The organism is Streptomyces europaeiscabiei (genome assembly GCF_001550375.1).
Classification (GTDB): Bacteria; Actinomycetota; Actinomycetes; order Streptomycetales; family Streptomycetaceae; genus Streptomyces; species Streptomyces europaeiscabiei.
Genome location: NZ_LRTR01000484.1, coordinates 1 through 4,312, shown reverse-complemented (window position 1 = coordinate 4,312; position 4,312 = coordinate 1). Strand labels below are relative to the sequence as shown.

Here is a 4,312-nt window from a genome sequence, read left to right as displayed (position 1 = left end):
TGGACCCCGGTCGCCAGGGCCACGGCCGCGTCGACGTCCGCCGCGCCGGCGGCCGGAACCGAGGCGACGACCTCCTCGGTGGCGGGGTTCAGTACCTGGAGCTGCTGCTCGTACTGCTGGGACTGCTCGGACAAGACAGGACCTCTCACAGCGGGTGCGTCACGGACGTGCTCGGTGCATCACGGACCTCGGTGCATCACGAACCTCGATGCATCACGGACCTCGATGAGTCACCGACCTCGGTGAGTCACCGACTTCGGTGACTCACGGACTTCGGTGAGTCACAGACGTTCGAAGGAACGGCGCAGCTCCCAGTCGGTCACGGCGGCGTCGAAGGCGGCCAGCTCGACGCGGGCCATGTTGCTGTAGTGCGCGACGACCTCGTCGCCGAACGCGGCCTTGGCGATGGGGCTCTTCTCCCACAGCTCGGCGGCCTCGCGCAGGGTGGTCGGTACCTGGTCGTACCCGGCGGCGTACGCGTTCCCGGTGCAGACCTCCGGCAGTTCGAGCTTCTGCTCGACGCCGTACAGCCCGGCCGCGATCAGCCCGGCGACGGCGAGGTGCGGGTTGACGTCACCGCCGGGGAGGCGGTTCTCGAAGCGCATCGAGCGGCCGTGGCCGACGACCCGCAGCGCACAGGTCCGGTTGTCGTATCCCCAGGCCACGGCGGTCGGCGCGAAGGAGCCCGGCTGGAACCGCTTGTAGGAGTTGATGTTGGGCGCGTAGAGCAGCGAGAAGTCGCGGAGCGCGGCGAGCTGTCCGGCGAGGAAGTGGCGCATGACCGGCGACATGTCGTGGCCGTCGGCCATCACGTTGGTGCCGTCGGCGTCCGCCAGGGACAGGTGGATGTGGCAGGAGTTGCCCTCGCGCTCGTTGAACTTCGCCATGAAGGTGAGCGAGACGCCCTCCTGCGAGGCGATCTCCTTGGCGCCGGTCTTGTAGACCGCGTGCTGGTCGCAGGTGACCAGCGCCTCGTCGTACTTGAAGACGATCTCGTGCTGGCCGGGGTTGCACTCGCCCTTGGCGGACTCGACGGTCAGCCCGGCGGCCTCCATGTCGTTGCGGATCCGGCGCAGCAGGGGCTCGATGCGCCCCGTGCCGAGGACCGAGTAGTCGATGTTGTACTGGTTCGCCGGGGTCAGACCCTTGTAACCGGCGTCCCACGCCTGCTCGTAGGTGTCCTTGAAGACGATGAACTCCAGCTCGGTGCCCACGTTGGCGGTGTAGCCCAGTTCGGCGAGGCGCTCCAGCTGGCGGCGCAGGATCTGGCGGGGCGCGGCGACGACCGGTGAGCCGTCGTTCCAGGCGAGGTCGGCGATCAGCATCGCCGTGCCCTCGTTCCAGGGCACCCGGCGCAGGGTGCTGAGGTCCGGGTGCATGGCGAAGTCGCCGTAGCCGCGGTCCCAGGAGGACATCGTGTAGCCGTCGACGGTGTTCATCTCGGTGTCGACGGCGAGCAGGTAGTTGCAGCCCTCGGTGCCGTGGGCGAGCACGTCGTCGAGGAAGAAGCGCGCGGCGAACCTCTTGCCCTGGAGGCGCCCTTGCATGTCGGGGAAGGCCAGGACGACAGTGTCGATCTCACCGCCCGCGACGAGGGCGTGGAGTTCCTCGACGGTGAGCGGGGGTGTGCGGTCTGCCACGGGAAAGCCTCCTAGAAGCTTCTTCGGCCACCCCGGAGGCATTCAGCCATCCGGGAGCCATAAGGTATTACCCGTAACCATTAGTTGGGAAGGGGCAACGGCCACATGTCGCAGACAGGGGCGGAACCGGGCACTCCCTGGGCCGACGACCGGCTGGCGTCCGTACTGCGGCCGGTGCGGGCGGGCAACGGCTTCGAGGAGGCGCTGGAGCAGATCATGCAGGTCGTCCGGCTCGGCCTGGTGCCGGGCGGCGAACGGCTGCCGGCGGAACGCGAGTTGGCCGAGCGGCTCGGGATCAGCCGGGTGACGCTGCGCGAGGTGCTGAAGGTGCTGCAGGACCAGGGGCTGATCGAGGCCCGGCGCGGGCGCTACGGAGGGACGTTCGTACTGCCGCGCGTCGACACCCCGGGCGAGGACGAGCTGCGCCGCCGCCTGAAGGGCATCGACGTCGAGGACACCCTGCGCTTTCGCGAGGTGCTGGAGGTGGGCGCGGCGGGATTGTGCGCGGCACACGGCCTGACCGGCGAAGAGGTCGAAAGGCTGCGTGCGGCCCTGGCCCGTACGCACAACGCGCCGCTCACGGAGTACCGCCGCCTGGACACCCTCCTGCACCTCACCCTCGCCGAGCTGTCCGGCTCCCCGTCGCTCGCCGGCCAGTACGCGGCCGTCCGCGCCGGGGTCAACGACCTCCTCGACTGCATCCCGCTGCTGGTGCGGAACCTGGAGCACTCCCAGCAGCAGCACGCGGCCCTGGTGGAGGCCGTTCTCGACGAGGACGCCGAGGCCGCGCGGGAGATCATGCGGGAGCACTGCTCCGGTACGGCGGCCCTGCTGCGCGGCTTCCTCGGGTGAGCCGCACACTCGAAGGAACATCCCGAATGAGTACGGATTTACGCTCGCTTAACGCAGGGGTATTGCTTTTCGGCCACCCACCCCACAAAGGTATGGATCCATTCCTTTGAGTGGGGAGAGTGCGCCATGTCCCTGAAAGACACGGACACCGCCGATGCGGCGGACGACTACCTGGAGCGCCGAACGCTCCGCCGGGGCAGCGCCGGCTGGGTACTGCTGACCGGCCTCGGCGTCGCCTATGTCGTCTCCGGCGACTTCTCCGGCTGGAACCTCGGCCTGGCGGAGGGCGGTTTCGGCGGTCTGGCGATCGCCACGGTGCTCATGGGCACCATGTACGCCTGCATGGTCTTCGCCCTCGCCGAACTGTCCGCGATCCTGCCCACGGCGGGCGGCGGCTACGGCTTCGCACGCCGGGCGCTCGGCCCGTGGGGCGGCTTCCTGACCGGCACGGCGATCCTGATCGAGTACGTGCTTGCCCCCGCAGCGATCGTGATCTTCATCGGCGACTACGTCGAGTCCCTGGGCCTCTTCGGCCTGACGTCGAGCTGGCCGGTCTATCTGTTCTGCTTCGCGTTCTTCATCGGCATCCACCTGTGGGGTGTCGGCGAGGCCCTGATCGCCACCTTCATCGTCACCGGCTTCGCGGTCTTCGCCCTGATCGTGTTCGCCCTGGGGGCGCTGCCCGACTTCAGTGTGTCCTCGCTCGACGACATCCCCGTCGACTCCGCCGCGTTCGGCGCCAGTTCGTGGCTGCCCATGGGGTTGCTCGGCATCTGGGCGGCGTTCCCGTTCGGCATGTGGTTCTTCCTGGGCGTCGAGGGTGTGCCGCTGGCCGCCGAGGAGACCAAGGACCCGGCCCGCGCGCTGCCGAAGGCGATCCGCTGGTCGATGGGCGTCCTCGTGGTGCTGGCGGTGATCACCTTCTTCGCCGCGGCCGGGGCGCGCGGCTCGAACGCCATACAGGCGGCCGGCAACCCGCTGGTCGAGGCGCTCCAGCCGGACGGGAAGGCGACACCGCTCAGCCTGTTCGTGAACTACGCCGGGCTGGCCGGGCTCGTCGCGTCGTTCTTCTCCCTGATCTACGCGGGCTCCCGGCAGCTGTTCGCCCTCTCCCGGGCCGGCTACCTCCCCCGGGTCCTGTCCCTCACCAGCAACCGCAAGGCCCCCTACCTGGGCCTGCTGGTGCCGGGCACGATCGGTTTCGCGCTGGCCGCCTTCACCGGCGACGGCGGCCGGATGCTGAACATGGCCGTCTTCGGCGCCACGATCAGCTACGCGCTGATGTCCCTGTCGCACATCGTCCTGCGCCGCCGGGAGCCGGAGCTGGAGCGGCCGTACCGCACGCCGGGCGGGATCCTGACCTCCTCGGTCGCCCTCGTCCTCGCGTGCTCGGCGCTGGTGGCGACCTTCCTGGTGGACGTGACGGCCGCGGTCATCGCGCTCGTCGTGTACGCGGTCGCGGCGGCGTACTTCGGGCTCTACAGCCGTAAGCACCTGGTGGCGAAGGCGCCGGAGGAGGAATTCGCCGCGCTCGCCGCCGCCGAGGCAGAGTTGGCCCGGGACTGATCACGCCGGGCCACACGTGTGGAACCGGCACGGAACAGATCATTCCGTTCCATGGGTTCCACCAGTTCCACCAGTTCCACCGGTTCCATGAGTAGGGAGCACGCGTGACCAGGCCGCTGATCGGTGTGAGTACGTATCTGGAGTCCGGCGCGCGCTGGGGCGTCTGGGAGCTGGAGGCGGCCCTGCTGCCGGTCGGCTACCCCCGGCTCGTGCAGGCGGCGGGCGGCGTCGCCGCGATGCTGCCGCCGAACGAC

At 69.4% G+C, this 4,312-nt stretch carries 5 protein-coding genes; 3 read left to right on the top strand and 2 right to left on the bottom strand.

Annotation, left to right across the window (positions count from 1 at the left end; genetic code table 11):
• Window positions 1–149, bottom strand: a 149-nt coding sequence (locus AWZ10_RS50395) for an aldehyde dehydrogenase family protein (RefSeq protein ID WP_159058327.1), incomplete at its 3' end; no start/stop codon positions are given.
• A gap of 132 nt (window positions 150–281) precedes the next feature.
• A complete protein-coding gene (locus tag AWZ10_RS23530) occupies window positions 282–1,640 on the bottom strand; it encodes a glutamine synthetase family protein (RefSeq protein ID WP_046709792.1) in 1,359 nt (452 codons plus the stop codon).
• Between the two features lie 105 nt (window positions 1,641–1,745).
• On the opposite strand from AWZ10_RS23530, the gene AWZ10_RS23525 reads away from it, so the two are divergent.
• From AWZ10_RS23525 to AWZ10_RS23515, 3 genes are all read left to right on the top strand, one after another.
• Window positions 1,746–2,492, top strand: coding sequence for a FadR/GntR family transcriptional regulator (locus AWZ10_RS23525; protein WP_046709791.1), 747 nt, complete (start codon window positions 1,746–1,748; stop codon window positions 2,490–2,492).
• Between the two features lie 126 nt (window positions 2,493–2,618).
• Window positions 2,619–4,058 (top strand): ethanolamine permease, encoded by a 1,440-nt coding sequence (gene eat, locus AWZ10_RS23520; RefSeq protein ID WP_046709790.1) that lies wholly within the window; start codon window positions 2,619–2,621, stop codon window positions 4,056–4,058.
• A 104-nt stretch (window positions 4,059–4,162) separates the two neighbouring features.
• On the top strand, window positions 4,163–4,312 hold a 150-nt coding region (locus AWZ10_RS23515; RefSeq protein ID WP_167365984.1), incomplete at its 3' end, for a gamma-glutamyl-gamma-aminobutyrate hydrolase family protein.